A 26,863-nucleotide genomic window follows, 5' to 3' on the forward strand; every position below is an offset into this window, starting at 1 on the left:
ACCCGGCGGCTTGTTTGCCGTTGTTCCGTCTCAGTGGGGCCGCATTATAGGGAGTTAATTCAGGCTGACAAGAGGAAAAATGCATTTTTCTTTCAACAGCTCACCTTTTCGCCTTTCTGCCGCTTATTTCTGCTTTTTGATAGCAGCAGGCAGGTCAGCAAGGCTATTAATCACCCAATCCGCGGCTTTTTCCGCTTCTTCGGTGACAGGTTTCCCCGTACGCACCAGCACTTTAGTGCCCACGTTCGCCGCAGTAGCTGCCTGCATGTCTTCTACTTTGTCACCGACCATATAAGAAGAAGCCATATCAATGTGCAGAAACTCCTGCGCGGATTTAAACATCCCTGGATGCGGTTTACGGCAATCACACACCTGGCGGTACTCTTCTACTGTTCCCTGCGGGTGGTGTGGGCAATAGTAGATACCATCCAGATCGACACCACGGTCTGCCAGAGACCAGTCCATCCATTCCGTCAGCGTTTCGAACTGCGCTTCGGTAAACTTCCCGCGAGCGATACCGGACTGGTTAGTGACCAGCACCAGCGCATAGCCCATCTCTTTTAATTCGCGCATGGCGTCGATAACGCCATCAATAAACTCAAATTCATCGATTTCATGAACGTAGCCATGATCGACATTAATCGTGCCGTCACGATCGAGAAAAATAGCGGGTACAGACTTTGCCACCGTGTTGCTCCTGAATAAGGCATGTATTCTTAGTATCGCATGTTTCGACAGGCAAGAAAGCGTCGATCGCATAAATCAGATTGATTTAGCCGTCTAGATGCCTTAACATCCGTTTTGTTGACGGTCATCGCCCGTCTCTGGCAGAAGAAAATGCCACGGATAACTCCTAACCGATAATAAATAATCTAATGATTAAACTTTCGAATATCACCAAGGTGTTCCAGCAGGGCCACCGCACCATTCAGGCGCTGAACAACGTTAGCCTGCACGTGCCTGCGGGACAAATTTATGGCGTCATTGGCGCATCCGGTGCAGGTAAAAGTACGCTGATTCGCTGCGTTAACCTGCTTGAACGCCCGACAGAAGGCAGCGTTCAGGTTGGCGGCCAGGAACTTACCGCACTGTCCGAAGCGGCGCTGACCAAAGCGCGTCGCCAGATTGGCATGATCTTCCAGCACTTTAACCTGCTCTCTTCACGCACGGTATTCGGCAACGTTGCGCTGCCGCTGGAACTCGATAACACGCCTAAAGATGAAGTAAAGCGTCGCGTCACTGAGCTGCTGGACCTCGTCGGTCTGGGCGACAAGCATGATAGCTACCCGGCGAACCTGTCCGGTGGGCAAAAACAGCGCGTGGCGATTGCCCGTGCGCTGGCCAGCAACCCGAAGGTTCTGCTGTGTGATGAAGCCACCAGCGCACTGGATCCGGCAACCACACGCTCCATCCTCGAGCTGCTGAAAGACATTAACCGTCGCCTGGGCCTGACGATTCTGCTCATCACCCACGAAATGGATGTGGTAAAGCGCATCTGCGACTGTGTAGCGGTTATCAGCAACGGCGAGCTTATCGAGCAGGATACGGTGAGCGAAGTCTTCTCTCATCCGAAAACACCGCTGGCACAGCAGTTTATTCAGTCCACGCTGCATCTGGATATTCCAGAAGATTACCAGGCGCGTCTGAAAGAAGCACAGACTGCCGATAGCGTACCGATGCTGCGCATGGAGTTTACCGGCCATTCGGTTGATGCTCCGCTGCTGTCGGAAACCGCACGTCGCTTTAACGTGAACAACAACATTATTAGCGCGCAGATGGATTACGCGGGCGGCGTGAAGTTCGGCATTATGCTGACGGAAATGCACGGCACGCCTGAAGATACGCAAGCAGCCATTGCCTGGCTGCAGCAACACCATGTAAAAGTAGAGGTACTGGGTTATGTCTGAGGCCATGATGTGGTTACTGGCGCGCGGCGTCTGGGAAACGCTGGCGATGACATTCGTGTCGGGCTTTTTCGGCTTCGTGATTGGTCTGCCGGTCGGCGTGCTTTTATATACCACGCGTCCGGGGCAAATCATTGAGAACGGCAAACTCTACCGTATTCTCTCTGCGCTGGTGAATATCTTCCGCTCCATCCCGTTCATTATCCTGCTGGTCTGGATGATTCCATTTACCCGCATTATTGTCGGTACCTCTATCGGCCTGCAGGCGGCAATCGTTCCGCTGACGGTGGGTGCAGCACCGTTTATTGCACGTATGGTGGAAAACGCCCTGCTGGAAATCCCTACCGGGCTGATTGAAGCTTCCCGCGCAATGGGTGCCACACCGATGCAGATCGTGAGGAAAGTCCTGCTGCCAGAAGCGCTACCAGGTCTGGTCAACGCGGCAACCATCACGCTGATTACGCTGGTTGGCTACTCCGCCATGGGCGGTGCCGTCGGTGCCGGTGGTCTGGGGCAGATTGGCTATCAGTATGGCTACATTGGATATAATGCAGTCGTGATGAATACAGTGCTGGTATTGCTGGTCGTTCTGGTTTATTTAATTCAAGTATCTGGCGATCGTATCGTTCGGGCAGTCACTCATAAATAGCGTTACACACAACACAACTCAAAAGTTTAAGGATAATAAGCATGGCGTTCAATTTTAAAACCTTTGCGGCAGTTGGGGCCCTGATTGGTTCTCTGGCTCTTGTTGGTTGCGGCCAGGACGAGAAAGATCCAAACCACATTAAAGTCGGCGTGATCGTCGGTGCAGAACAGCAGGTTGCTGAAGTTGCCCAGAAAGTCGCGAAAGAAAAATACGGCCTGGACGTTGAACTGGTTACCTTCAACGATTACGTTCTGCCAAACGAAGCGCTGAGCAAAGGCGACATCGACGCCAACGCCTTCCAGCACAAACCATACCTGGATCAGCAGATCAAAGACCGCGGCTACAAACTGGTTTCCGTCGGTAGCACCTTCGTTTATCCAATCGCAGGCTACTCCAAGAAAATCAAATCTCTGGACGAACTGCAGCCGGGCTCTCAGATTGCGGTTCCAAACGACCCGACTAACCTTGGCCGTTCCCTGCTGCTGCTGCAGCAAGTGGGCCTGATCAAACTGAAAGATGGCGTGGGTCTGCTGCCAACCGCACTGGACATCACCGAAAACCCAAAAAACCTGAAGATTGTTGAGCTGGAAGCACCGCAGCTGCCACGTTCCCTGGACGATGCGCAGATTGCTCTGGCCGTTATCAACACCACTTACGCCAGCCAGATCAACCTGACCCCGGCGAAAGACGGTATCTTCGTTGAAGGTAAAGACTCTCCGTACGTGAACCTGATCGTGACCCGCGAAGATAACAAAGACGCTGAAAACGTGAAGAAATTCGTCCAGGCTTACCAGTCTGACGAAGTGTACGAAGCAGCGAACAAAATCTTTAACGGCGGCGCTGTTAAAGGCTGGTAATCGCATTACCGCTAAGCAGTATCTTTCAAGACGGGCGCATGCCCGTCTTGTCATTTATGCAAGCACCTGATTCAATAGCCCCTCTGGTCTACCCTTTATAGAGGAATTACTATGCGTGCTTTACCGGTCTGTTTATTAGCGCTCCTGTTAGGTGGCTGTTCCATGCTAAACAGATCTCCTGTTGAACCTATTCAAAGCACTGCGACCCCCGCGAAAACGGAGACCGCGAAACCTAAAGCGCCACGCGCTACGCCGGTGAGAATTATCACCAACGCCGAAGATCTGGTCGGTAAACCGTTCCGCGATCTGGGCGAAGTCTCCGGTGATTCATGTCAGGCCACTAATCAGGATTCACCACCCAATATTCCAACTGCACGCAAACGCATGCAGATTAACGCCTCTAAAATGAAAGCCAATGCGGTGCTGTTGCACAGCTGCGAAGTCACCAGCGGTGCGCCTGGCTGCTACCGTCAGGCGGTCTGCGTCGGTTCAGCCCTTAACGTCAGCGCGCAATGAGCCCATTCGTTTTTGAACAAATAGGCGTTATCCGTTCTCCTTATAAAGAGAAGTTTGCCGTACCTCGCCAGCCGGGGCTGGTCAAAAGCTGCAGCGGTGAGCTGCACCTGCTGCCCCCCTACAACCAGGCCGATGCCGTACGCGGCCTGGAAGCGTTCAGCCATCTGTGGGTACTGTTCGTTTTCCATCAAACGATGGAAGGCGGCTGGCGTCCCACGGTGCGACCACCCCGTCTCGGCGGAAATGCACGGATGGGCGTATTCGCCACCCGTTCCACCTTCCGTCCGAACCCTATCGGGATGTCGCTGGTTGAGCTGCGCGGCGTCCGCTGCCAGAAAGAACACGTCATTCTGGAACTCGGCGGGCTTGATTTAGTGGACGGTACGCCGGTCGTCGATATTAAGCCCTACCTGCCGTTCGCCGAATCGCTTCCTGACGCTCGTGCCAGCTACGCTCAGGATGCGCCGCAGGCCGATGTTGAGGTCACCTTCAGCGATGAGATTGCCCAGCAGCTTATTGGTCTGGAAAAACGCTACCCGCATTTACGTCGTTTTATTGCCGAAGTGCTGGCCCAGGACCCGCGTCCGGCCTATCGTAAGAATGAGGAAGAGGGGAAAACCTACGCCGTCTGGCTGCTGGACTTTAACGTCCGCTGGCGCGTAACACCGTCAGGATTTGAGGTCTTTGCCCTGGAAGCCCGGTAATTTCGCCGCGCTCTCTTTTGACATCCCTTTCTCGCTGGTAAACTAAATCACTTTTGTTTTTGTGCCAGGCTCGACTTGAGCCTGTTCGATCGTTCAACTGGAACCGTAACAACATGCGTACTAGCCAATACCTGCTCTCCACTCTAAAGGAGACACCTGCCGACGCCGAGGTTATCAGCCACCAGCTGATGCTGCGCGCCGGGATGATCCGCAAGCTGGCCTCCGGGTTATACACCTGGCTGCCGACCGGCGTGCGCGTCCTGAAAAAAGTCGAAAACATCGTGCGTGAAGAGATGAACAACGCCGGTGCGATCGAGGTGTTAATGCCGGTAGTTCAGCCTTCTGAACTGTGGGAAGAGAGCGGCCGCTGGGAACAGTACGGCCCGGAACTTCTGCGTATTGCAGACCGTGGCGATCGTCCATTCGTACTGGGTCCAACCCACGAAGAAGTCATCACCGACCTGATTCGTAACGAGCTGAGCTCTTACAAACAACTGCCGCTGAACTTCTATCAGATCCAGACCAAATTCCGTGACGAAGTGCGTCCACGTTTCGGCGTGATGCGTTCCCGCGAGTTCCTGATGAAAGATGCCTACTCTTTCCATACTTCTCAGGAATCTCTGCAGGAAACCTACGACGCGATGTACGCGGCCTACAGCAAAATCTTTAGCCGTATGGGTCTGGATTTCCGTGCAGTACAGGCTGATACCGGTTCTATCGGCGGCAGCGCTTCTCACGAATTCCAGGTGCTGGCGCAGAGCGGCGAAGACGATGTGATCTTCTCTGACTCTTCCGACTTCGCGGCAAACATCGAGTTCGCTGAAGCCGTGGCACCGAAAGAGCCTCGCGCAGCAGCTACCCAGGAAATGACCCTGGTTGATACGCCAAACGCGAAAACCATCGCCGAGCTGGTTGAGCAGTTCAATCTGCCAATCGAGAAGACCGTGAAAACCCTGCTGGTGAAAGCGGTTGAAGGCAGCAAGTCTCCGCTGGTTGCCCTGCTGGTTCGCGGCGATCACGAACTGAACGAAGTGAAAGCGGAAAAACTGCCACAGGTAGCCAGCCCGCTGACCTTCGCCACGGAAGAAGAGATTCGTGCACTGGTGAAAGCCGGTCCAGGCTCTCTCGGCCCAATCAACATGCCGATTCCGGTCATTATCGACCGTACTGTTGCCGTGATGAGCGATTTCGCGGCTGGCGCTAACATCGACGGTAAACACTACTTCGGCATCAACTGGGATCGCGACGTGGCGACGCCAGAAGTGGCTGACATTCGTAACGTTGTCGCTGGCGACCCAAGCCCAGATGGTAAAGGTACGCTGCTGATTAAACGCGGGATCGAAGTGGGCCACATCTTCCAACTGGGTACCAAGTACTCCGAAGCGATGAAAGCGTCCGTACAGGGCGAAGACGGTCGTAACCAGACCCTGACGATGGGCTGCTACGGTATCGGTGTGACTCGCGTGGTTGCTGCTGCCATTGAGCAGAACTTTGACGACCGCGGCATCGTATGGCCAGACGCCATTGCGCCGTTCCAGGTTGCCATTCTGCCAATGAACATGCACAAGTCCTACCGCGTTCAGGAGCTGGCTGAGAAGCTGTACGCTGAGCTGCGCGCACAGGGTATCGAAGTGCTGATGGATGATCGTAAAGAGCGTCCAGGCGTGATGTTCGCGGATATGGAGCTTATCGGTATTCCTCACACCATCGTGCTGGGCGACCGTAACCTCGATAACGACGATATCGAATACAAATACCGTCGTAACGGCGAGAAGCAGCTGATTAAAACCGGCGATATCGTGGATTACCTGGTGAAAGCCATTAAAGGCTGATCCGCTCGGAGCCTTCCCGGAGTCGGCGTTACCGCCTCGTCCGGGCGACAAAAAAGCCTCGCATTTGCGAGGCTTTTTATTTGTGTTTATCCCGGTCTATAAATACCGTTACTTCGCGCTGGTACAGTCTTTACCCGGGGCAAACGTCCCGGCTTTATCGGTCGCTAACGTTTTCACCATCGCACCGGTATCCGGATTCGGTTCCACGGTAAAGTGCCCTTCGACCACCAGCAGAATCGGCTTGCTGTCGCTGCCCTGTGCGGCGGCGTAATCACGTTCCAGTTGCGCGTTATTGGCTACCGCCACACGCTGACCGGTCGCACAATCGGTGAAGGTGGCCGCATCGGCCATATAGAAGTACATTCCGCGCATCGCCATCGGCGTGGTTGGTAGGCTCGCTTTCACCGGTTCCAGCGTGTAGTTAAGCTTTGACTCGATCGGATTACCTTCGCGGTCAAGCATCTCCAGCTTTTCGCCCTTCGCGCGATAGTAAGACTTCTCGCCTTCGCTGTCGGTCAGCACCAGCTTATCGGCGGTGCGCGCCCAGGTACCGTAGGAACCAAACGACGACGGGTCGCGGCTCACACCCTGATAGCGTTCGTTCATCACCCAGGTACCATCCTTCTCAAGGAACAGCGAGGTTTCAATACCTTCGCAGTCGGCGCAAGGGATAACGCCACGCCAGCTTTGCTGCATCGGCGTTAATTCAGCCGCTTGAGTCGGTTTTAGCGTATTCACTTCCGAATGGTTGCATCCGAAAAGCCCAAACAGCATCCCCGTGGCCGCAATGGCCAATATCGCTTTTTTCACCCTCAATTCCTTATTCTTATTACATCCACGTCCGGCTTAATAGCGAACTTTACCGCGCATGTTCTTCACAGAAGACTTTTGCGCTTTCGACGTCAGCCGCCGCTCCTTCGATGCCCGGGTTGGGCGCGTCGGTCGTCGGCTTTTTTGTTCTGCGGTCAGCGTCTGGATAACCGAAACCAGGCGAGCTATCGCCGCTTCACGGTTCATTTCCTGACTGCGGTACTCCTGCGCCTTAATAATAATCACACCATCGGCAGAAATTAAGTGGTGGCTAGCTTCGAGCAGGCGCTCTTTATAATACTCTGGCAGGCTGGAGGCCCGGATGTCAAAACGCAGGTGAATTGCCGTTGAGGTCTTATTCACGTGCTGACCGCCCGCCCCCTGTGCCCGGATGGCGGTAATCGTCAGCTCCGTGTCCGGGATGCTCACCTGCCGGGAGATGACAATCATGCCGGCAGTTGCCACGGCGTCAGATGAATTTCCAGATTATTCTGAGCGCCAGAAAGCCAGATCGCGCCTTCCTGAATCGTCGCCTGTAGCGTCATAGTACGCTCGGCAAAGGCGCTCAGCTTCGCTAGCTGTTCATCGTCAAGGTACCAGACCGTCAGGTTTTTAAAGCCCGCCATCTTGTTCTGGTTCTGCTGCCACCAGATTTCCGCAGCACGACTATTGTAGGTGAACAACGCCACCTCCTGAGACAAACTGCAGGCTTTTTTAATTCGACGGTCGTCCGGCAGACCCAGTTCAATCCACAGATCGATGCCCAGGTGATCGTTACGTAGCCACACTTCCGGCTCGTCTTCAGAAGAGAGCCCGCGGGTAAACTGCAGACGTTCATTCGCGTACTTAATCCACGCCAGCAGGCGTAGCATCATGCGCTCCTGGGTTTCGGAAGGATGGCGAGCCAGCGTTAACGACGCGTCCAGAAACTGGTTGCGGTCGAGATCCGCGACATTCACCACCGCTTTATAAATTGTTGCTTTCAGCGCCATGACTTCACTCCTGCGAAAAATGGGGCTCATTGTAGCGAAATCAGGGCCAAAAGGCTGTCCTGAATTGCATCCGCCGTCACTCATCCCGCTGATAATGCTTAAATGAGTATGATATAGTCACCTTGCTAAACAGAGATTATCTTCATAGGCTTATTGAAGCGCAGACAGGAGGGCACGTGGGCAACTATTGTGAGTTGATTCGTCAACGCTACGCAGAGATTGCGAGCGGTGATTTGGGGTATATCCCGGATGCGCTAGGTTGTGTACTGAAAGTGTTGAACGATGTTGCGGCGGATAATGCCATTTCCGAATCAATCAGGGAAAAAGCCGCGTATGCGGCGGCAAACTTACTGGTGAGCGATTATGTCGATGAATGATACTTATCAACCCATCAATTGTGATGACTATGACAATCTTGAGCTCGCCTGCCAGCACCACCTCGTCCTGTCACTGGAGCTGAAAGACGGCGAAGTGCTGCAAGCAAAGGCTCATGATCTGTTATCGCGTAAGAACGTGGAATATCTGGTCGTCGATAGCGCGGGTGAACTGCGCGAACTGCGCCTCGACCGTATTACCAGCTTCAGCCACCCCGAAATCGGGACCGTGGTCGTTAGCGAATCATGATTCAATCACGGGCGGCGTCGCTGCCCGTTTTATCCCACCTCAGCGCAATGCCCTCACCTGCTTCACACGCCCCATCGACCGTAACAAAGACACCGGCAGCCGCAATAAGCGTTTCACCATAAAACAGCAGCGGCGTGGTATCGCGCAGCCAGGGCGGCACCCCCAGTTCCTGCCAGATTTTCTTTAGCTTACGGCCACCATGGCGCCCGACAATATGCAGCATCCCAGGCGCTTTAAACCGCACGGAAACCGGTTCATCTGCCTGCGGTGAGCGAATGTTGCCTCCGGCGATGCAGTGCAGCTCACCAAGGTCCCCCGGCAGCACCAGCGGCATCGTGCGGTCAGCCCATTCCAGCACCGATTCCGTTTGCCCCTCCTGCGCCTTCACCCACCACAGCTGCTGCTGATAGCGGCGAACCTCGAAGTTGCCCAAACGCAGGCAAGGCGTCGCGTCTTCCCGCGCCAGCGCCACCTCCTGCCATACCCGCGCGAGCATCTCACGCGAAGGCATCGGCGCATCGTGCCACGCCAGCCAGCGGCGCAAAATCGCCGCCCGTTTTGGCGCACTCATTGCCATCATTGGTTCAATGGTCAACGTCCCGGCATCCGTACGCAGCCGTGCAAGCTCATCCGCCAGTAGTTCATCCAGCAGCTGTTCCTGTTCACCGCAGAGCGCCGCGCTTCTGGCCGCCGCTTCGGCAAAGTGGGGCCAGCGGGCATTGAGTAACGGCAGGACGCGCAAACGCAGGAAATTGCGGTCGTAGGCGTCGTCCTGATTGCTCTCATCCTCAATCCACGTCAGCGCATGCGTCTGTGCCCACTGCAGCAACGCCGCTCGGGTTTCTTGTAGCAACGGGCGAATGAGCTGTGTGTCACCAAACGCCGCATGCGTTGGCATTGCCGAAAGCCCGGCCGGTCCGCTGCCGCGTTTAAGCGCTAACAATAGGGTTTCACTTTGGTCGTCCAGATGCTGTGCGGTGACCAGCACTTCACCGGGCATAAGCACCTCGCGAAACGCCTGATAGCGCGCGGTTCTGGCTTCAGCCTCCAGACCAATGCCACTCTGCGCCAGTGTCACCCGCTCCACCACCAGCGGCACCTGCCATTGCGTGCAGACCTGCTGGCAGTGTTCTACCCAGCTATCGGCGTTCAGGCTAATACCATGGTGAATATGGATTGCACGCAGCGATACCGTTGGCTCCTGCTGTCGCCAGCAGACCAATTGATGCAACAGCACCGTTGAATCGAGGCCACCGCTGAACGCCACCAGAAACTGGCGGTGCGGTGAGAGTCGTTGCGCGATCGAAGATGATGTCATGGCGGTGTCGTAATGGGAGATATAGCCCGGCACGTTACCGGGCCGGGCGCTCAGTGGCAAGCCTTACTGCTGGTATAGCTCCAGCGGCAGACCGTCTGGATCGTTGAAAAAGGTAAAACGTTTATCGGTAAACGGGTCGATACGGATCTCTTCACAAGCGACACCATGCGCCTCAAGGTGCACCACCGCTGCATCAATGTCATCCACGCTGAACGCCAGATGACGCAGGCCGCAGGCTTCCGGGCGGCTTGGACGCGCTGGCGGGAACGGGAAGGAGAACAGCTCAATCACATACTGCCCGTTTAGCGCCAGGTCGCCTTTCCATGAATCACGCGCTTCCCGATACGCTTCGCTTTGCAGCGTAAAGCCAAGAATGTCGCAGTAGAAGGACTTACTCTTAGCGTAATCGGCCGCAATAATGGCAATGTGATGAATCTGTTTTAGTCCCAACATCGTTTGTCTCCGTTAACCGTTTATCAGCACGTTACTCGTGCAGGCCGTTATCACGCAACCCCTCAATGGTTTTTTAGGACTCTCACACGATAGACGCCATTTTCATCGCGTTTTGCACCGTGAATATCGGTTTCAAAGCCCGGATAATGTCGCCCAACGGAGCAGAGCATCAGCAGGAAGTCGAGCACCGAACGGCTCTCTTCGGTGATCATCTCACCCGGCATCAGCAGCGGAACTCCCGGCGGATACGGCAGGATCATATTGGCCGAAACGCGCCCGACCAGATCTTCCAGCGCGACCGTTTCCACCTCGCCTTTGATCTGTTTCTGCCACGCCCGATGCGGCGTGAGCTTCATCTCCGGCAGCACATCGAACGCACGCAGCATTAAGCGCGGGAGATCGTGCTGGCGAATCAAGCGATGGATCCCCTGCGCCAGATCCTGAATACGCATATTGCGATAGAAGTCCGGATCTTCGGCGTAGAGATCCGGCAGCATGTTTTTGACCCGCAGGTTAAGATCGTAGGCGCGCTTAAACTCAGTGAGCCCACGCAGCAGCCCCATCGCACGGGTCTTATCGATCCCGATACTGAACAGGAACAGCAGATTGTACGGCCCGGTTTTTTCCACCACCACGCCGTGCTCATCAAGGTATTTCGCCACCAGCGCCGCCGGAATACCGTCATCGCTCATGTTGCCTTGTTCATCCATTCCCGGCGTCAGGATCGTCACTTTCACCGGGTCGAGGAACATATGATCGGCGTCGGCATCGCTAAACCCGTGCCACGTCTCACCCGGTGACACCGGCCAGCACTCCGCTTCATCAATCGCTTCCGGCTGCCAGATATCAAAGAACCAGCTGTCCGACTCTTCGCGCAGGCGTTGAACCTCTTTACGGAAATGCAGCGCGCGTTCCACCGAGCGATTGATCAGCCTTTTTCCGGGGTTACCGCGCAGCATGGCCGCCGCTGTCTCTATCGAGGCAACGATCGGGTAGCTCGGCGAGGTGGAGGTGTGCATCATGAAGGCTTCATTGAAGGTGTCTTCGTCGTAGTCGCCCTTAATGTGGATGAGTGAGGCCTGCGACAGCGCCGCCAGCATCTTGTGGGTGGATTGAGTTTCGAAGAAAACCTTGCCCGGCACCCGATCGCCGCTCATGCCGCTTTTGCCCTGATAGATCGGGTGGAAATGGGTATAAGGCACCCAGGCCGAGTCGAAGTGAATCGACGGCACGTCCAGCGTCTGTTTAATCCAGTTGGTGTTATACAGCAGGCCGTCGTAGGTGGAGTTGGTGATCACCGCGTGCACCGGCCACTCAGCGCCATCGGTGCTGTTCACCTTCTGCTGCAGGCTATCGCGGGTAAACTCGCGCTTCGGAATGCCGCCAAGAATCCCCAGCGCGTTGCGCGTCGGCTTCAGCCATAGCGGCACAACGTCGTTCATCATCAGCAGGTGCGCCAGCGACTTGTGGCAGTTACGGTCAATCAGCAGCGTACTGCCGCTCGGCGCGGCATACATGCCAACGATTTTGTTCGAGGTTGAGGTACCGTTGGTCACCATATAGCTCTGCTCGGCGCCAAAGGTGCGGGCGATATACTCTTCGGCTTCAAGATGCGGACCGGTGTGATCCAGCAGCGAACCCAGTTCGGTGACGGAAATCGACACGTCAGCCTTCAGGGTATTCGCACCGAAGAAATCATAGAACAGGCAGCCCACCGGGCTTTTCTGATAGGCCGTCCCGCCCATATGCCCCGGCGTACAGAAGGTGTACTTACCTTCCGTGACATAGGTAAACAGGGCTTTAGTGAACGGCGGCGTGATGTTATCGAGATACTCATCGGTGTACTGGCGGATGCGCGTGGCGATATCGTCGGCCTGGCCCAGCGCATATTCAAAGAACCACAGCGCCATGCGCATGTCGTGTGCGCTAACATCCATCGTCGAGTGATTATTGATAAAAGCGTAGAGCGGCAGATATTCATTAAGCTGATTGATCTCACCGCAGAGATCGACGCTGTATTCGTCCCAGTCAAAAATCACCCCGCAGATACGCGGGTTGTGTTCGATAAACTTCAGCAGGTCGGCACTGTTCTGTGGCCAGATAATTTTGAAGCCTTGCGCCAGCAGTGCGCCTTCCAGCTCCTTAATCGGTTCGTCTTTGTAGTAGACGCCGTGCGGGCCCATAATGGCGATAATATTCATGCGTTCCTCCTGGAAATCCTTTACCTATCATAGCGCAGGTAGAACGCAGACAATAAAAAAGGGCCACAAACTGTGGCCCTTTTCAGCAAGGTCTTAACGAAATCGTTAGGCGTAGCCGTAGCTCATCAGGCGCTGATAGCGACGGTTCAGCAGATCTTCTTTGCTCAGTACGTCGAGATCCGCAAGGTCAGCCAGCAGCTGTGCCTTTAGGGATGCCGCCATGACTTCTGGGTTACGGTGTGCGCCGCCCAGCGGTTCTGGAACGATAGAGTCGATAAGCTTCAGCTCTTTCAGACGCGGTGCAACAATACCCATAGCTTCTGCTGCCAGTGGTGCTTTGTCGGCGCTCTTCCACAGAATGGACGCACAGCCTTCCGGAGAGATAACGGAATAGGTGCTGTACTGCAGCATATTCACTTTATCGCCCACACCGATAGCCAGCGCGCCGCCGGAGCCGCCTTCACCAATAACGGTACAGATAACCGGTACGCTCAGACGAGACATCTCACGCAGGTTGCGTGCGATAGCTTCGGACTGACCGCGTTCTTCCGCGCCCACGCCAGGGTAAGCACCCGGGGTGTCGATGAAGGTGATGATAGGCATGTTGAAGCGCTCTGCCATCTCCATCAGACGCAGGGCTTTGCGGTAGCCTTCCGGCGCCGGCATGCCGAAGTTACGGCGAATCTTCTCTTTGGTTTCGCGACCTTTCTGATGACCAATGATCATCACCGGACGACCGTCCAGACGTGCGATACCGCCAACGATAGCTTTATCGTCAGCATAGGCGCGATCGCCCGCCAGTTCGTCAAATTCATCAAACGCCAGGCGGACATAATCCAGGGTGTACGGGCGCTGCGGATGGCGCGCCAGTTGGGCTACCTGCCATGCGCCGAGATCGGCAAAGATTTTGCGCGTCAGCTCTACGCTTTTTTCACGCAGACGATGCACTTCTTCGTCGATATTAATATCCAGTTTCTCATCCTGACGGCTAACCGCAGTCAGAGAATCGATTTTCGCTTCCAGCTCTGCAATCGGCTGTTCAAAATCAAGGAAATTCAGACTCATAGTATTCCTGTATTAGTCAAACTCCAGTTCCACCTGCTCCGAACCGATGAGGCCACGCAGATCGTTGAGTAAACGATCGCTCGGAGAGACACGCCAGGTTGCACCGAAACGCAACCGCGCACGTGCATCCGCCCTCTGATAGTAGAGATGTACTGGAATGGTTCCCGAACGATGGGGTTCCAGAGACTGACGGAGTCGGTTTAAAAGCTGGTCATCAATTTGCCTGTCCGTCAGCGAGATAGCAAGCCCGCGAGCGTATTTTTCCCGGGCTTCGTCAATGTCCATCACTTCGCGGGCCATCATTTTAAGGCCGCCGCTGAAGTCATCAAAGCTGACCTGTCCGCTGACGATAAGTATGCGGTCGTTTTCCAGCAGATGCTGGTATTTTTCCAGGGCTTCGGTGAATAACATCACCTCTAACCGTCCGGATCGGTCATCCAGGGTACAGATACCGATACGATTACCTCTCTTGGTGACCATAACCCTTGAGGCAATCACGAGCCCCGCAGCCGTAGTCACTTTACCACGTTCTGTCGGATGCATGTCTTTCAGGCGATAGCCGCCGACATAGCGCTCAATTTCTTTGAGATACTGGTTAATCGGGTGACCCGTCAAGTATAAGCCTAACGTTTCCCGCTCACCTTCCAGTACCGTGTGTTCAGGCCAGGGCTGGCAGTTCGCATAGGACTGCTCGATCTGCTCTGGCTCTTCGGCCAACACGCCGAACATATCCGCCTGACCAATGGCTTCCGCTTTCGCGTGCTGGTCAGCCGCTTTTAACGCATCGCCCAACGAATTCATCAACGCGGCGCGGTGTGGGCCAAGGCGGTCGAACGCCCCGGACATGATCAATTTTTCTAGCACCCGGCGGTTGAGCTTTTTGGTATCGGTGCGCGCGCAAAGGTCAAACAGCTCGCGGAAGTAGCCGCCGTTGTTACGCGCTTCGATGATCGCTTCAATGGGGCCTTCACCCACGCCCTTAATCGCGCCGATACCATACACGATTTCCCCGTCATGATTAACGTGGAAATGATATAAACCGGAATTGATATCCGGCGGCAGGATTTTTAGCCCCATTCGCCAGCATTCATCCACCAGGCCAACCACCTTCTCGGTGTTATCCATATCGGCGGTCATTACCGCTGCCATAAACTCGGCCGGATAGTGCGCCTTCAGCCACAGCGTCTGATAGGAGACTAAAGCATAAGCAGCGGAGTGCGATTTGTTAAACCCGTAACCGGCGAATTTCTCTACCAGGTCAAAAATTTTCATCGCCAGTTCGCCATCAACACCGCGACTTTTCGCCCCTTCTTCAAAGGTGCCGCGCTGCTTGGCCATCTCTTCCGGCTTTTTCTTACCCATTGCACGACGCAGCATATCCGCGCCGCCGAGAGTGTAGCCGGAAAGCTCCTGGGCAATCTGCATCACCTGTTCCTGGTACAGGATGATGCCATACGTTGGCTCCAGTACCGGCTTCAGACATTCATGCTGCCACTGCACGTCCGGGTAAGAGATCTCTTCACGCCCGTGTTTACGGTCGATAAAGTTGTCTACCATCCCTGACTGCAGCGGGCCCGGACGGAACAGGGCCACCAGTGCGATCATATCTTCGAAGCAGTCAGGCTGCAGACGTTTAATCAGGTCTTTCATGCCGCGGGATTCAAGCTGGAAGACCGCGGTGGTCTCCGAGCGCTGCAGCATATCAAAGCTTTTCTTATCGTCGAGCGGAATGGCCGCGATATCCAGCGGCGGCTCGCCGTTACGCTCACGCCGGGCGTTGATCATCTCCAGCGCCCAGTTGATGATGGTGAGCGTACGCAGGCCGAGGAAGTCGAACTTCACCAGCCCGGCGTATTCGACGTCGTTCTTATCAAACTGGGTAACCGGGTGTAGACCCTGCTCATCGCAGTACAGCGGCGCAAAGTCGGTAATTTTGGTCGGTGCGATAACCACGCCACCGGCGTGTTTACCGGCGTTTCGGGTGACACCTTCCAGCTTACGCGCCATATCAATCAGCGCGCGAACCTCTTCATCCGCCTCGTAAATTTCCGGCAGCTGCGGTTCAGCTTCAAAAGCTTTCGCCAGCGTCATTCCCGGATCGGGCGGCACCAGCTTCGAGATACGGTCAACGAAGCCGTACGGGTGGCCCAGAACGCGGCCTACGTCGCGGATAACCGCTTTCGCCGCCATAGTACCGAAGGTGATGATCTGCGATACCGCATCACGGCCGTACATCTCCGCCACGTGCTCGATAACCTGGTCACGTTTCTCCATGCAGAAGTCGACGTCGAAGTCGGGCATTGAGACACGTTCCGGGTTAAGGAAGCGTTCGAACAGCAGGTCAAACTCCAGCGGATCGAGGTCGGTAATTTTCAGCGCATAGGCCACTAAAGAACCCGCGCCGGAACCACGGCCCGGCCCAACCGGCACGCCGTTATCTTTCGACCACTGGATAAATTCCATCACGATCAGGAAGTAGCCGGGGAAGCCCATCTGGTTGATAACTTTAAGTTCTATCTCCAGACGTTCATCGTACGGCGGGCGCTTCTCTTCGCGCACTTTCGGATCGGGGAACAGAAATGCCAGACGTTCTTCCAGACCTTCCCGTGATTTGACGACGAGGAAGTCCTCGGTGGTCATATCGCCGGTCGGGAACTGCGGCAGGAAGTACTCGCCCAGACGCACCGTGACGTTACAGCGCTTGGCTATCTCAACGCTGTTTTCCAGCGCTTCTGGGATGTCTGAGAACAGCTCGCACATCTCGTCTTCGCTGCGCATGTATTGCTGCGCGGAGTAGTTACGCGGACGTTTCGGGTCGTCGAGAGTGAAACCATCGTGAATGGCGACGCGGATTTCGTGCGCATCGAAGTCGCCCGGCTCAAGGAAGCGCACATCGTTAGTCGCCACTACCGGCAGACCGCGCGTTTCCGCCAGCTCAACCGCCGCATGCAGGTAAGATTCTTCATCCTGACGACCAGTACGAATCAGCTCGAGGAAATAGCAGTTAGGAAAATGTTCTTCATAAAAATCAACGCACTGATCCACTAGCGCCATATTACCGCGCAGCAGGCCGCGTCCGACGTCGCCCATACGGCCGCCGGAGAGCAAAATCAGCCCCTCTTTCAACTCAACCAGCCAGTCACGATCGATGATCGGACCCGCCGCACCGTAGCCGCGCTGGTAGGCTTTGGAGATCAGCAGCGTCAGGTTCTGGTAGCCAGTATTATTGGCCGCCAGCACCGTTAAATGGGTAAGTTCGTCGCCAAACAGTTCGCTCTGAACGTTAAAATCCGCGCCGACGATCGGCTTGATCCCGGCACCGTGGCCCGCTCCGTAGAACTTCACCAGGCCGCACAGGTTAGTAAAATCGGTGATCGCCAGCGCAGGCATGCCAAGCGCGGCCGCCTTTTTCACCAGCGGTCCGGTTTTTGCCAGCCCATCGATCATGGAGTAGTCGCTATGCACCCGCAGGTGCACGAAACGTGGTTCAGCCATCTTTAGATTCCGGTTTACTTATTCACGACACACGAATCAGGACGCAAGTCCCAGTGCACGTTTGACGGGAGCGAAGCTGCGTCGATGATGCTCGGTAGCGCCATATTGCGCCAGCGCTTCCAGATGGAAGGCGGTTGGATAGCCCTTATGCTGGGCAAAACCGTACTGCGGGAACACTTTATCCAGCTCGGTCATTTCGGCGTCTCGCGTCACTTTAGCGAGAATAGACGCGGCGCTGATTTCCGCCACTCGGCTATCGCCTTTCACGACCGCCATCGACGGCATTGGCAGCGCCGGGCAGCGGTTGCCGTCGATCAGCACATATTCCGGCGGGATAGCGAGCCCGGCAACGGCGCGCTGCATCGCCAGCATGGTGGCATGCAGGATATTCAGTTCGTCGATTTCATGCGGCTCTGCGCGACCAAGGCTCCAGCATAGCGCTTTTTCTTTGATTTCATCAAACAGCGCCAGGCGGCGTTTTTCGCTCAGCTTTTTGGAGTCGTTCAGGCCAACTATCGGACGCGCAGGGTCGAGGATGACCGCTGCAGTCACCACCGCGCCGATCAGCGGGCCGCGACCCACTTCATCCACACCCGCGACTAAATGGGTATGGGGATATTCAAATTCAATCATTGTGCAAGCTCCAGCACCGCATCTGCCGCCTGTTCATCCGCATTGCAGCGAATTTGCAGGTGCAGGTCGCGGAACGTATCGTGCATCGCGTGGCTGGTCTTACCGTTTGCCAGCAGCGGCTGCAGCGCGTCGGCTAACGCCTGCGGCTGGCATTCGTCCTGCAACAACTCCTTCACCAGCTCACGGCCGGCGAGCAAGTTTGGCAGAGAGACGTAGTCGGTTTTCACCAGACGCTGCGCCAGCCAGAAGGTGAACGGCTTCATGCGATAGCCCACCACCATCGGGCATTTCGCCAGCATACACTCCAGCGCCGCCGTCCCGGAGGCCAGCAGCGCGGCATCGCTGGCGATCATCGCTTCACGCGCCATGCCGTCCAGCATATGAATGGAGAGATCCGGTGCCACTTCGGCCTTGATACGTTCAAACTGTTCGCGACGCTTCGCATTCACCAGCGGCACCACAACCTCAAGGTCAGGATACTGCTGACGCAAAAGCTGCGCGGTTTTCAAAAAGTCAGCGCTGAGCATTTCCACTTCAGCACCGCGGCTGCCGGGTAACAGCGCCAGGCAGTGTACGTCGTGGGCAATGCCCAGCGTATCCCGCGCGGCATTTTTATCCGGATCGAGCGGCATGGCATCCGCCATGGTATGACCGATAAAGCGGCACGGGACGTTAAATTTGTCATAAAACGCTTTTTCAAAAGGCAGAAATGCGAGCACCAGGTCGGTGGCTCTGCCAATTTTGAAGACGCGTTTCTGTCGCCAGGCCCAGACAGACGGGCTGACGTAGTGAATGGTTTTGATCCCCTGCTTCTTAAGGTTGCCCTCAAGGGTGATATTGAAATCGGGGGCATCAATGCCGACAAAGACGTCGGGCTTGAGATCGGTAAAGCGTTTGGTCAGATCGGCGCGGATGTGCAGCAGACGACGCAGTCGCCCCAGCACTTCAACGATGCCCATCACCGCCAGCTCTTCCATTTCGTACCAGGCTTCGCAACCTTCAGCCTGCATACGTGGGCCCGCAACGCCGACAAAGCGGGCGTTGGGAACTCGCGCCTTGAGGGCGCGAATCAGACCTGCACCAAGAATATCGCCGGAGGTTTCTCCGGCGACCAGGGCAATCGTGAGCGGACGCTGCTCAGTCATTAACGAATCAGGCCACGCGTAGAGCGGGCGAAGAAATCGCTAAATGGCTGAACTTCCGGATACTGCTTCGCCAGTTCGGCGATTTCCGGTTTCACTTCGTCCAACGTTTTGCCACTGCGGTACAACGCTTTATAGGCGTTGCGGATCGCGGTGATCGCTTCACGGCTAAAGCCGCGGCGCTTCAGGCCTTCGATGTTGACGCCAAACGGCGTCGCGTGGTTGCCCTGAGCAATAACGTACGGTGGAACGTCCTGAGCAACGCCAGAACAGCCGCCGACCATCACGTGCGCACCGATAATGCAGAACTGGTGCACGGCGGTCATGCCGCCGATGATAACGAAATCATCAAGCGAGACGTGGCCCGCGAGGGTCGCGTTATTGGCCAGGATGCAGCGGTTACCTACGGTGCAATCGTGCGCCACGTGGGCGTTGATCATCAGCAGGTTATCGCTGCCCACCTTCGTCAATCCACCGCCCTGTACCGTGCCACGGTGAATGGTGACGCTTTCGCGAATGCGGTTGCGATCGCCAATTTCCACGCGAGTTGGTTCACCAGCATATTTCAGATCCTGGTTAACTTCCCCGATAGAGGCGAACTGATAGATCTCGTTATCACGTCCAATAGTGGTATGGCCGTTAACAACAACGTGAGACTTCAGTACGGTGCCTTCGCCGATAACGACGTTTGGCCCCACAATACAAAACGGACCAATGTGGGCGTTAGCGCCGATAACGGCACCCTCTTCCACAATGGCGGTAGGATGGATAAAGGCGGTTTTATCAATCACGGATCAGGCCTCCCGGCTACGCGCACACATCATCGTCGCTTCGCAAACCACTTTACCGTCGACCAGCGCAACGCCTTTAAAGCGAGTCAGGCCACGGCGAGTTTTCTCGAAGGTGACTTCCATAATCATCTGATCGCCAGGCACAACAGGACGCTTGAAGCGCGCTTCGTCGATGCCAGCAAAGTAGTACAGCTCGCCCGGCTCCAGTTTACCAACGCTTTTAAACGCCAGAATACCTGTTGCCTGCGCCATTGCTTCCAGAATCAGCACGCCCGGTAAAATCGGTTTGCCAGGGAAGTGGCCCTGGAAAAACGGCTCATTTACGGAAACATTTTTCACTGCGCGCAGAAAACGACCTTCTTCAAAATCCAGCACGCGGTCTACCAGTAAGAACGGGTAGCGGTGCGGCAGAAGTTCTAAAATCTCTTCAATGTGCAGAGTATGAGTGTCAGTTGTCAAAATACTCTTCCTGTCAAAATATACTAAGGGGCAATAATAACACGGCCTGCCGGATTACAAGAATGCCGACAGGCCGGAAAGTATCATGCGATACAGATGAAAATTAGTCTTGATTATCAAGCTTGCGTTCAACAGCTTTGAGACGCTTGCTCATTTCATCAATATTCATCACCAATGCGGCAGTTTTGCGCCATGCCTTGTTAGGCTGGAGCGGGATACCTGACGAGTAAACGCCGGGTTCGGTAATAGGACGCATGACCATGCCCATACCGGTTACTGTCACTTTGTCGCAAATTTCCATATGGCCGTTGATGACGCTGGCACCGCCAATCATGCAATAACGACCAATTTTCAGGCTGCCGGCCATGATAACACCGCCTGCAACCGCGGTATTGTCGCCAATCACCACGTTGTGCGCAATCTGGCACTGGTTATCAATGATAACGCCGTTGCCGATCTGCGTGTCATCAAGCGCACCGCGGTCGATCGTCGTACAGGCGCCGATCTCTACACGATCGCCAATAATGACGCGACCAAGCTGAGGGATCTTCACCCAGTTACCGCGATCGTTGGCATAACCGAAACCATCCGCGCCGATCACGGTGCTGGATTGGATCAGGCAATTCTCACCGATCTCGACTTCGTGGTAAATAGTGACGTTAGCCCACAGACGTGAACCTGCGCCAATTTTCGTTTTTTTACCAACGAAACACCCCGCCCCAATCACAACGTTATCGCCCAGCACAACGTCAGACTCAATCACCGCATTCGCACCGATGGAGACGTTGTTGCCGAGTACTGCCGACGGACTAATGACCGCACTCGGAGCGATATCCTGCGCCGGCTGTGGCGTGGTATCTAAAATTTGAGCCATACGTGCGTAAGTCAGGTAGGGATTCTTCACTACCAGCGCAGCGCCTTTGGCAAAAGGCAGTAATTCTTGCGTCAGGACAATCGCCGACGCTTCGCACGCAGACAGGTGATCACGGTACTTGGGGTTAACCAGGAACGTGATTTGACCCGCTTTAGCGGATTGCATGGACGCGACAGCGGTGATGACGATATCGCCATCACCGTGTAATTCCGCATCCAACTGCTGAGCTAAGTCAGCCAGTCGAATTGAAGGCATTACTTATTTAACCTGTTTCAGTACATCAGCGGTGATGTCTTTTACATCGCTGCTGTTGAATGCAACGGCGTTAGCATCAACAACCAGATCAATGCTCTGGCTGGCAGCAACGGATTTCACAGCAGTCTGGATACGAGTAACCAGTTTGCCACGTTCTTCGTTGGTACGACGCTGACGGTCCTGTTCAAAGGACTGCGCTTTCTGGGAGAAAGTCTGACGCTGGGAAGCGATGTCTTTTTCCAGCTTGGTGCGATCGGCACCAGCTTTCATAGACTGCAGACGCTGCATTTTAGACTGCAGGTCACCTTCCATGCGCTGAAGTTCGCCAGCACGGCCTTTGAATTCGTTTTCCAGGGTGCTGGAAACGCCCGTTTTCTGTGCAACTTGCTGGAACAGGCTACCCATATTAACAATTGCAATTTTGTCTGCTGCTTGAGCAGATGCAGCCATTGCTAAACCCAGACCTGCAGCGACTAACCACTTTTTCACAATAATACTCCTTACCATCCCATATGTACCCGAGGGTACTGTTCTTTTGGTGGCCGAAGCCACCTTGACGCTATCGCCTAATGCCAGCAAAACTACACTGAACTTGCATTCCTTTGCAAAGAGCAATTACCAGGTTTTACCAATGTTAAACTGGAACTGCTCGGATTTGTCTCCCTCGTATTTCTTATACGGCTGGGCGTAGGAGAAGACCAACGGCCCTAATGGGGACATCCATTGTAATGCGATACCCGCGGACATACGGATATTGCTCGGATCGCTGTAGTCTGGGATGTTGCTCGGAAGCCCTGAAGGGTTCCAATTGGTATCCCAAACGGTACCCGCATCCCAGAAGAACGAAGTACGCACCGAGTTTGCGTATTTATCGCTGATAAACGGCGTTGGGACGATCAGCTCAAGGCTGGCCACACCCATGGCGTTGCCGCCGACAGCATCATCAGATTTACAATAACTATCTGGACCACTCTTCTGATCACAGTTATCCAATCCAGGGGCACCATAATAGACCGCTTTCGGGCCGATGGTGTTGGACTGGAAGCCACGCACAGTGCTAGAACCACCGGCATAGAAGTTCTCATAGAACGGCAGTTCTTTGCCGCCCAGACCGTCGCCGTAACCCCACTTGGTACGACCCAGAATTACCCACTTGTGATCGTCATCCAGCGGGAAGTAGGAAGCCGTATCCAGCGTGACTTTATAGAACTCGTTATCAGAGCCTGGAATCGTCACTTTACCGTTCAGGTTGACACGCGAACCGTCCGTCGGGAAGTAACCGCGGTCAAGTTTGTTATATGTCCAACCGTAGTTAAAGGTGAAGTCATTGGCGCTGAAGCCATTATCATCGCTGGTTTTACCCGCCGTCTGGCCGATAGAATCCAGATAACGCCACATCGCTACCTGCGGTTCCATATTGGACAGGTCGTTGTGGACATAGCCCAGACCCGCACGCAGTGAGTTGTATTCGTTAATCGGGAAGCCCAGCGTACCGTCTACACCATAACTTTTATTGGTATAAGACGACAGGTCAGCATCATCCGCTTTAAAGTCATTGTAGAAGACGCGACCACCAAGGCTAACACCATCCACCGTAAAGTACGGGTTGGTCACAGAAAGCTCGGTATAGGTCTGGTAGTCGTTCTTGGTACCGTTAATACCGACAGAGTAACCGGTACCTAACCAGTTATCCTGCTGAACGCCTGCCTGGAAGCTCACGCCGCTTTCTGTACCGTAGCCCACACCGAAGTTGAAGCTACCGGTGTTACGCTCTTTCACCTTGTAAACCACATCCACCTGATCCGGGCTGCCCGGCACGCGTTGGGTTTCGGTGTCGACGGTTTCGAAGTAGCCCAGACGGTTCAGACGATCTTTACCCTGGTCTACTAAATCACCGCCCAGCCACGCCCCTTCCATCTGGCGCATTTCGCGACGCAGAACGGAATCTTTCGAGGTGTCGTTGCCTTCAAAGCGAATGTTACGCACGTAGAAACGGTTACCCGCATCAACGTTGATATGCAGCTTAACGGTTTTATCCGTGTCGTTGATTTCTGGCTGAGACTGTACGCGCGGATAGGCGTAGCCATAGCGACCAAGAAGTTTCTTAATGTTATCTTCCATTTTGGTCACTTTCGCGCCGTTATAGAGCTCGCCAGGCTGGATTTTCGTCAGACCTTCAATTTCAGCCGAATGTCCTGCCAGGTTACCCGTCACCTGCACGCCAGAGAGTTTGTACTGGTCGCCTTCAGTGATGTTAACGGTGATGTAGATGCCTTTTTTGTCCGGCGTCAGGCTCACCTGCGTGGAATCGATGTTGAAACGGGCGTAACCGCGATCCAGATAGTAGCTGCGCAGGGTTTCAAGGTCACCCGCCAGCTTCTGTTTCTGGTATTTACGATCGCCGACCACGTTCCACCACGGCACTTCGTCACGCAGTTGGAAGGTTGAGATCAGATCTTCGGTACTGAACGCATGGTTACCGACGATGTTGATCTGTTGAATCTGGGCAGAAACCCCTTCCTGGAAGACCAGCTTCAGGTCGACACGGTTACGCGGCAGTGGCGTAACAACCGCCTTCACGCTCGCGCTGTACTTACCGACGCTGTAGTAGAAATCTTCCAGTCCTTTTTCGATATCGGACAGGGTTGTACGGTCGAGAGATTCACCAACACGGACACCTGAAGCCTCAAGGTTCTGCTTCAACATGTCATCTTTCACCGACTTGTTGCCGGAGAAGGTGATGCTGGCGATCGTTGGGCGTTCTTTGACCTGCACCAATAACACATCGCCGTCTCTCAGAACGCGAACGTCCTCAAAGTTGCCCGTGGCAAACAGGGCGCGAATGGTGTTACTGATATCATCATCAGAGACGGTATCGCCAGGACGTACTGGCATACTGAGAAGGGCCGCACCAACAGCGACACGCTGCAAGCCTTCGAAATGAATGTCCTTCACTACGAACCCGTCAGCACCGTATACGGTTGCGCTGCTAAACAGCAGCGACGCTATAAGCAACTTTTTCATCGCCATCGTTATTATGCGTTCTTCCTAACTAACTCTCTTACAACCGAGAGAAATCATTGAAAAGTGCAAGCCCCATTAACATCATCAGCAGGATCGAGCCGATGCGATAACTAAAGTCTTGAACTCGCTCGGATACCGGGCCGCCTTTCAGCTTCTCAATCGCTAAAAACAGCAAGTGTCCCCCATCTAATACAGGGAGCGGGAACAGGTTGATTATGCCTAGATTCACGCTGATGAGTGCAAGAAACATCAGGTAGTAAATCAACCCATACTCCGCAGACATCCCAGCCCCCTGGGCGATCGAAATCGGCCCACTGAGGTTGTTCAGTTTGACGTCACCGGTGATCAATTTTCCCAGCATACTGACGGTCAGCTTCATCAACTGCCCGGTTTTTTCCGTGGCTTCGACGATAGCGCTGAACGGCCCATACTGGCGCACTGTTTTATATTCCTCAGGCAGCGGGATAACCTTTGGTACTACCCCTGCAAACCCTTCTGTTTTTCCGCTACCGTGTTTTGTATCCGGTATCAGAGTTAAAGACAAGAGACTCCCCTGCCTTTCGATCTCTAGCGGTAATGCCTTGCCTGGATTGTCGCGCACCAGAGCGACAAAGGTCATCCACTGCGTCAGCGGTTGACCGTTGACTGTAACGATCCGATCCCCTGCTTGTAAACCGGCTTTACGCGCCGCAGAGTCAGATTGCACTTCCGCCAGCACCGGCTCAATTTGCGCACCACGAGGATGAATACCGAGCGTCGTGACCGGGTCTTGCTTATCCGGCTCGAACGCCCAATGACGCAGATTAAGGATTTTATCCTGCCGCTGGTCGCTGCCGAAAGGGGCAACGGTGAGGGTGGTACTGTCATCACCAATTTTCGCCACTAACGCCATGCGTACAGCATCCCAGTCAGGCGTTTCGATACCGTCGACGGCTTTTAGTTCCGTGCCTGGTGCAATTTGTGCTTCTGCGGCGATGGAATTGGCGGTTATTTCACCAACGACAGGGCGAACAGCCGGAACGCCGATGATAAACACCAGCCAATAGGCGAAGATAGCAAAGAGGAAGTTGGCGATAGGCCCTGCGGCAATCACGGCGGCGCGCTGGCCAACCGTTTTGTGATTAAACGCCATATGGCGCATCTCAGGCGCCACTGCGTCAACGCGCTCATCGAGCATTTTGACGTAGCCACCCAGCGGGATAAGGGCGATAACAAATTCGGTGCCGCGTTTATCCACACGGCGCCAGAGCGCTTTACCAAAACCAATGGAAAAGCGCTCTACACGGATACCGCAGCGCCGAGCAACCCAGAAATGACCAAATTCATGTACGGTGATCAAAATCCCTAGCGCGATAATAAATGCGGCCAGGTTCCAGAGAATGCTCAGCATAAGTCCATCCGTTAAATCGTCCTGAAAACCAGCAGCAGCAAGCAGGCGAAGACTGGAACCGCCGCCGTCAGGCTGTCAATGCGATCAAGGATCCCACCATGACCGGGGATCAGGTGACCACTATCTTTGATACCGGCTTCGCGTTTGAACATGCTCTCAGTGAGATCGCCCAAAACGGAGGCCAGCGCTGCCACGATGGAACAGGTTAACAGTGTGGATGGGGCAACGTCCAGATTTGCCCACTGGCCATAGGCCCAGGAAATGATTGCCGCCGTCACCAGACCGCCGAAGAATCCTTGCCAGGTTTTCCCCGGAGAGACTTTTGGTGCCAGCTTATGTTTGCCAAACAGTTTGCCAAACATATAGGCGCCGGAGTCCGCTCCCCAGACCAGAATCATCACGTAGAGCAGCCACAGCGCGCCGCTGTAGTGGTTTTCATCATAATGCCAGGAACGCAGTGCCAGCATGCCCCAGAAGAAAGGAACAATTGTGGCGATACCGAAAATCAGGCGCAGCACCTTCGATTGACGCCAGATGGTTGCGGAACCAGGATAGGAAAGCACCAGCAGCAAGGCGACAACCCACCAAATCAGGGAGGCCCACAGCGATGTCTCAACCACCGGCTGGTGAATGTTATGATGATATTCCGGAATCAGGAAGAGCATTATCGCTAGCAACAGGCCACAGAGCACCGCCAGCCACACGCGTTGTGTCCGTGAGGTAAAACCGCAGAATTGCCCCCATTCCCATGCCGCCAGCATACAGACCACCAGCGTGACAATCGCGAAGCCGCCGGGCGGCAGCAAAAATAGGGCTGCAATAACAACCGGTATTAAGATTAATGCAGAAATCAGGCGATACTTCAGCAAAAGCTA

Annotated in this window: 26 protein-coding genes; 8 read left to right on the top strand and 18 right to left on the bottom strand. The window is 54.7% G+C overall.

What is annotated here, in order from left to right:
- Positions 1 to 123: 123 nt before the first annotated feature.
- The gene (gene gmhB / locus V6944_RS11595; RefSeq protein ID WP_333499059.1) at positions 124 to 687 is read right to left on the bottom strand and encodes a D-glycero-beta-D-manno-heptose 1,7-bisphosphate 7-phosphatase; all 564 of its coding nucleotides are present in this window, start codon (positions 685 to 687) and stop codon (positions 124 to 126) included.
- A gap of 188 nt (positions 688 to 875) precedes the next feature.
- Here gmhB and metN point away from each other — a divergent pair, with 188 nt between their 5' ends.
- From metN to proS, 6 genes are all read left to right on the top strand, one after another.
- Positions 876 to 1,907 carry a methionine ABC transporter ATP-binding protein MetN gene (gene metN / locus V6944_RS11600; protein ID WP_220440821.1) on the top strand — a complete coding sequence of 344 codons (1,032 nt, stop codon included), beginning with the start codon at positions 876 to 878 and terminating at the stop codon, positions 1,905 to 1,907.
- On the top strand, positions 1,900 to 2,553 hold the full coding sequence (locus V6944_RS11605) for a methionine ABC transporter permease MetI (protein WP_185669202.1): 654 nt from the start codon (positions 1,900 to 1,902) through the stop codon (positions 2,551 to 2,553). Before metN ends, V6944_RS11605 begins: the two co-directional genes overlap by 8 nt.
- Before the next feature lie 41 nt (positions 2,554 to 2,594).
- Positions 2,595 to 3,410, top strand: a complete 816-nt coding sequence (gene metQ / locus V6944_RS11610; protein WP_333499060.1) for a methionine ABC transporter substrate-binding lipoprotein MetQ — start codon at positions 2,595 to 2,597, stop codon at positions 3,408 to 3,410.
- 111 nt (positions 3,411 to 3,521) lie between these two features.
- Positions 3,522 to 3,926: an Rcs stress response system protein RcsF gene (rcsF, locus tag V6944_RS11615; protein ID WP_185669203.1), complete on the top strand. Its 405-nt coding sequence runs from the start codon at positions 3,522 to 3,524 to the stop codon at positions 3,924 to 3,926.
- Positions 3,923 to 4,630 carry a tRNA (N6-threonylcarbamoyladenosine(37)-N6)-methyltransferase TrmO gene (gene tsaA, locus V6944_RS11620; protein ID WP_185669204.1) on the top strand — a complete coding sequence of 236 codons (708 nt, stop codon included), beginning with the start codon at positions 3,923 to 3,925 and terminating at the stop codon, positions 4,628 to 4,630. The genes rcsF and tsaA overlap by 4 nt, the downstream gene beginning before the upstream one ends.
- A gap of 113 nt (positions 4,631 to 4,743) precedes the next feature.
- Positions 4,744 to 6,462: a proline--tRNA ligase gene (proS, locus tag V6944_RS11625; protein ID WP_333499061.1), complete on the top strand. Its 1,719-nt coding sequence runs from the start codon at positions 4,744 to 4,746 to the stop codon at positions 6,460 to 6,462.
- A 108-nt stretch (positions 6,463 to 6,570) separates the two neighbouring features.
- Here proS and nlpE read toward each other — a convergent pair whose 3' ends face one another.
- Genes nlpE through V6944_RS11640 form a run of 3 tightly spaced genes read right to left on the bottom strand, consistent with a single transcriptional unit; the run spans position 6,571 to position 8,264 of the window.
- Positions 6,571 to 7,272: an envelope stress response activation lipoprotein NlpE gene (gene nlpE, locus V6944_RS11630; protein WP_333499062.1), complete on the bottom strand. Its 702-nt coding sequence runs from the start codon at positions 7,270 to 7,272 to the stop codon at positions 6,571 to 6,573.
- A gap of 36 nt (positions 7,273 to 7,308) precedes the next feature.
- Entirely contained in the window at positions 7,309 to 7,722 is a 414-nt protein-coding gene (arfB, locus tag V6944_RS11635; RefSeq protein ID WP_333499063.1) for an alternative ribosome rescue aminoacyl-tRNA hydrolase ArfB, read from the bottom strand.
- On the bottom strand, positions 7,719 to 8,264 hold the full coding sequence (locus V6944_RS11640) for a YaeQ family protein (RefSeq protein WP_333499064.1): 546 nt from the start codon (positions 8,262 to 8,264) through the stop codon (positions 7,719 to 7,721). Before V6944_RS11640 ends, arfB begins: the two co-directional genes overlap by 4 nt.
- A gap of 176 nt (positions 8,265 to 8,440) precedes the next feature.
- Here V6944_RS11640 and V6944_RS11645 point away from each other — a divergent pair, with 176 nt between their 5' ends.
- Complete coding sequence (locus V6944_RS11645; RefSeq protein ID WP_035891979.1) at positions 8,441 to 8,641, top strand: YaeP family protein; 201 nt, start codon at positions 8,441 to 8,443, stop codon at positions 8,639 to 8,641.
- Positions 8,628 to 8,888, top strand: coding sequence for a Rho-binding antiterminator (gene rof, locus V6944_RS11650; protein ID WP_035891978.1), 261 nt, complete (start codon positions 8,628 to 8,630; stop codon positions 8,886 to 8,888). Before V6944_RS11645 ends, rof begins: the two co-directional genes overlap by 14 nt.
- A gap of 1 nt (position 8,889) precedes the next feature.
- Here rof and tilS read toward each other — a convergent pair whose 3' ends face one another.
- From tilS to cdsA, 14 genes are all read right to left on the bottom strand, one after another.
- A complete protein-coding gene (gene tilS / locus V6944_RS11655; protein ID WP_333499233.1) occupies positions 8,890 to 10,206 on the bottom strand; it encodes a tRNA lysidine(34) synthetase TilS in 1,317 nt (438 codons plus the stop codon).
- A gap of 63 nt (positions 10,207 to 10,269) precedes the next feature.
- Positions 10,270 to 10,659: a VOC family protein gene (locus tag V6944_RS11660; protein ID WP_333499065.1), complete on the bottom strand. Its 390-nt coding sequence runs from the start codon at positions 10,657 to 10,659 to the stop codon at positions 10,270 to 10,272.
- A gap of 62 nt (positions 10,660 to 10,721) precedes the next feature.
- Complete coding sequence (ldcC, locus tag V6944_RS11665; protein WP_333499066.1) at positions 10,722 to 12,860, bottom strand: lysine decarboxylase LdcC; 2,139 nt, start codon at positions 12,858 to 12,860, stop codon at positions 10,722 to 10,724.
- 105 nt (positions 12,861 to 12,965) lie between these two features.
- Positions 12,966 to 13,925, bottom strand: coding sequence for an acetyl-CoA carboxylase carboxyl transferase subunit alpha (gene accA / locus V6944_RS11670; protein WP_220440826.1), 960 nt, complete (start codon positions 13,923 to 13,925; stop codon positions 12,966 to 12,968).
- Between the two features lie 12 nt (positions 13,926 to 13,937).
- A complete protein-coding gene (gene dnaE / locus V6944_RS11675; RefSeq protein WP_333499067.1) occupies positions 13,938 to 17,420 on the bottom strand; it encodes a DNA polymerase III subunit alpha in 3,483 nt (1,160 codons plus the stop codon).
- Between the two features lie 36 nt (positions 17,421 to 17,456).
- A complete protein-coding gene (gene rnhB / locus V6944_RS11680; protein WP_220440828.1) occupies positions 17,457 to 18,053 on the bottom strand; it encodes a ribonuclease HII in 597 nt (198 codons plus the stop codon).
- Positions 18,050 to 19,198, bottom strand: coding sequence for a lipid-A-disaccharide synthase (gene lpxB / locus V6944_RS11685; protein WP_333499068.1), 1,149 nt, complete (start codon positions 19,196 to 19,198; stop codon positions 18,050 to 18,052). Before lpxB ends, rnhB begins: the two co-directional genes overlap by 4 nt.
- Positions 19,198 to 19,986: an acyl-ACP--UDP-N-acetylglucosamine O-acyltransferase gene (lpxA, locus tag V6944_RS11690; RefSeq protein ID WP_333499069.1), complete on the bottom strand. Its 789-nt coding sequence runs from the start codon at positions 19,984 to 19,986 to the stop codon at positions 19,198 to 19,200. Before lpxA ends, lpxB begins: the two co-directional genes overlap by 1 nt.
- Before the next feature lie 3 nt (positions 19,987 to 19,989).
- Positions 19,990 to 20,445 (bottom strand): 3-hydroxyacyl-ACP dehydratase FabZ, encoded by a 456-nt coding sequence (gene fabZ, locus V6944_RS11695; RefSeq protein ID WP_004145858.1) that lies wholly within the window; start codon positions 20,443 to 20,445, stop codon positions 19,990 to 19,992.
- 103 nt (positions 20,446 to 20,548) lie between these two features.
- Positions 20,549 to 21,574 carry a UDP-3-O-(3-hydroxymyristoyl)glucosamine N-acyltransferase gene (gene lpxD / locus V6944_RS11700; RefSeq protein WP_333499070.1) on the bottom strand — a complete coding sequence of 342 codons (1,026 nt, stop codon included), beginning with the start codon at positions 21,572 to 21,574 and terminating at the stop codon, positions 20,549 to 20,551.
- Between the two features lie 3 nt (positions 21,575 to 21,577).
- Positions 21,578 to 22,063, bottom strand: coding sequence for a molecular chaperone Skp (skp, locus tag V6944_RS11705; RefSeq protein WP_333499071.1), 486 nt, complete (start codon positions 22,061 to 22,063; stop codon positions 21,578 to 21,580).
- Positions 22,064 to 22,189: 126 nt separating this feature from the next.
- On the bottom strand, positions 22,190 to 24,604 hold the full coding sequence (gene bamA / locus V6944_RS11710) for an outer membrane protein assembly factor BamA (protein WP_333499072.1): 2,415 nt from the start codon (positions 24,602 to 24,604) through the stop codon (positions 22,190 to 22,192).
- Between the two features lie 31 nt (positions 24,605 to 24,635).
- On the bottom strand, positions 24,636 to 25,988 hold the full coding sequence (gene rseP, locus V6944_RS11715) for a sigma E protease regulator RseP (protein ID WP_333499073.1): 1,353 nt from the start codon (positions 25,986 to 25,988) through the stop codon (positions 24,636 to 24,638).
- Between the two features lie 11 nt (positions 25,989 to 25,999).
- A complete protein-coding gene (gene cdsA, locus V6944_RS11720) occupies positions 26,000 to 26,857 on the bottom strand; it encodes a phosphatidate cytidylyltransferase (RefSeq protein ID WP_333499074.1) in 858 nt (285 codons plus the stop codon).
- Positions 26,858 to 26,863 lie beyond the last annotated feature (6 nt).

This window comes from Kluyvera sp. CHPC 1.2972 (assembly GCF_036759925.1).
Classification (GTDB): domain Bacteria; phylum Pseudomonadota; class Gammaproteobacteria; order Enterobacterales; family Enterobacteriaceae; genus Kluyvera.